This window comes from Sediminispirochaeta bajacaliforniensis DSM 16054 (genome assembly GCF_000378205.1).
GTDB classification, from domain to species: domain Bacteria; phylum Spirochaetota; class Spirochaetia; order DSM-16054; family Sediminispirochaetaceae; genus Sediminispirochaeta; species Sediminispirochaeta bajacaliforniensis.
This window is the reverse complement of sequence record NZ_KB899465.1, coordinates 1-2765: the sequence shown is the minus strand read 5'-3', so window position 1 is coordinate 2765 and position 2765 is coordinate 1. Positions and strand designations below refer to the sequence as shown.

The following is a 2765-nucleotide window of genomic DNA, read 5'->3' as shown; positions in this document are numbered from 1 at the left end:
GCAGCAGGAAGGCTGCCGCCAACGCAATGATGGTTAGTTTTTTCATGTTACTCTTCCTTCCCGGAAGTCTCCGCTCCCGGTCGTTTGATGTTCGCTGAACGAATAAGATGTTTTTCATCGAGACGTTTCAGAAGCTGGGGCAGGAGAATGAGCGAACTGATCGAAGATACCGTCATGGTGATGATGACCAGGATTCCAAAGTATATAAGGGGAGTGAATCTGGAAAATGTAAGTACGAAGAATCCGGCCGCAACGGATACGGCATTGAATATGATCGCCTTTCCTGTGGTGGATATTGCCTTTACGGTTGTCTCATCCCTGGAGGATAAAGATTGCAGGTTTGTTGCGTAACTTGAAAGGAAATGAATGGTATAGTCGATGCCTATTCCGATCGAGATGCTTCCTACCATCGCGGTGCTGATATCGAGCTTGATGCCGGTAAGCCCCATGATGCCCATGTTGATCAGAACCGTAAGCAGCAGAGGAACGATACCTATTAATCCCGTAAGGGCGGAGTGATAGACAATCGTAAGAATAATAAAGACCAGGAGGATTGAGAGGATTATACTTGCAATAGATGATGTGACAATCAGGTTGGTCAAAGAACTCTCAACCAATGATGAACCGCTGATCGTAAAGGTATAGCCTTCCGGCAGCATCCTTTCAATTGCAGGAACAATTGCTTTTGTTATGCGCGAGGCAATGATGCTTCCGCTTTTTCCAAGCTGCACCGAAATCCGCGCCTTTTGGGGTTCTATGGCGTTATCGGACCAATCATCGAGGGAGCCGGAGTACAGAAGCAGATACTGGCTGATAAGATTCTTGAATTCATCCTTATTTGCAAGATGATACTTATCCAAGTCCGTGGGAATTTCATAATAATCAAGACCGTCGTAATTTGTCAGCCGTCCCAGCTCATCGATAAAATGATCGGGGTCTGTTCGGTAGGCATCGAATAGTGCTTCGAGCATATCGGCTTTCTCCGGTTTATTGTCCGGCATACTATTCTGAGCAGTATCCGTCGACATCGGGCTTGCCGCCTCTCCCGCAGCATGATCTTCCTCCTGGCCAATGGCAGTATCACCGAAAGCATCGCCGAAAAAGCTGTTCTCGAAAAAGTTGTCGCCGGTACTATCGGTGGTCGAAGCGCCTTGCTGCTGGACCATGGTCCCGTCTGAAGTGCCAACGCTTTCCGGCTTAAGGGTGATCTGGCCCGGAAGATCCTCGTTAAGGACCTGATTTATCCGCTTGATATATTCCGAATAGGAGATAACCTTACTGACTTCCGGATAGTTTGTCCGAATATAGTCGGCAATGTTCTCCATACTCTGGAGTACTTCGGGATTGTTCAAGTCTCCTTTTTCTTGCCCCTCGATGGTGATGTTGAAACTGCTGGTGCCTGCGAATTCCTGACGGATAAATCTGTCGGCCTGCCGAATCTCGGTGTCTTCCTTAAAAAAGTCGATGAGATTGTTCTCCACGACAACCTTCGGAATAAAGAATATCGAAAGGCCTGCAAGCAGAATGCTGACAAGCGGTACCATGGTTGTGTGTTTCGTGGCTGTCTTGCTGAGGAGCTTCAAAAACACAATGTCACGTTCCTGCTTTGCTTGTTTACTTTTTTTGATCCTGCCCGTTCCCTTCGATATCAAAAATACCGAGGGAATAAAGATGAAAGCAACAAGCAAGGCTGATAGGACACCGAAGGCAGAGAAAAAACCGAAGTTTTTCATCGGTATTACTATACTGACCCCCAGAGATGCAAAACCAATGAGTGTGGTCAGTCCGGCCAGAAATACGGGACTACCTACGGCGTCCATTGTCTTGAGAACAATCTCTTTGTTTGATTTTTCCCTATTCTCGGGATTTCTAAGGTCATCGTAGTAGTGGCTGACGATGTGGATACCGTAGGCACTGCCCACCGCTACCATGAGGATGGGAATTGTCGCACCCAGGATGGTCAGGGGAGATCCCGTCAGCACCATGAGGCCAATGGTCCAGATGATGCTGATTATCACGTTCAGGAAGGGAAGAATCACTCCCCCGATGGTTCGAAAGCTGATATAAAGGATGACAAGAACCAGTAACGAAACAAGGGGAATCAGAGCCGAAAGGTCGTGCCTCATGTTTTCGCTGACCTGTATGGTGGTCGCCGGAACCCCCGCAATGTAGTAGGTGTATCCTTCGGGCAACGTCTTTTCTGCTATTTCCTTGATTTCATTATAGAGAACCTCACGTTCGTCAATCGACAGGCTGCTTTTGATGTTAATGCCGATCTGCGTCGAATGCTCGTCTTTGGAAAGGAGCATCTTGTCGTACATGCTCTTCCAGCTATTCAGACGCCTCCGTAAAATTTTCGGAGAGATAAGTTCTCCATTTTCATCCTCCGACAAGGGGCCGACCGTGAGGGTTCCATCTTTCCCCCGTATGAAGTCGGTATTGGTGATTGACTGAACCTTTTCCTGGCCCTTTAAAAGCTCCAACTGCTCGCTCAACTGCTGGATTACAGAGAGGCTTTTCTGGCTGATGATGGAGTGGATATCACTATTAATAACGAGATCGATTACCAGGGCACTGCCGAACTCATCCTCAAAAGTATGAAATGCCGTAAGTGCCGGATCATCTTCCGGGACGAAATTCAACGTGTCATTATCGTAGGTGATATTCGGAAGATAACGTATAATATCTTGCGCAAATTCTAATTTTGATAAAAAGAAAGTCCTCAATCTGACGATTGATTAAGTACGACCAAAACCACATCAGAG

1 protein-coding gene is annotated in these 2765 nt (G+C 47.1%); it reads right to left on the bottom strand.

Translation table 11 applies throughout. The annotated features are described in order from the left end of the window. Positions 1 to 47 precede the first annotated feature (47 nt). Positions 48 to 2642, bottom strand: coding sequence for an efflux RND transporter permease subunit (locus F459_RS0121830; RefSeq protein ID WP_245540254.1), 2595 nt, complete (start codon positions 2640 to 2642; stop codon positions 48 to 50). Positions 2643 to 2765 lie beyond the last annotated feature (123 nt).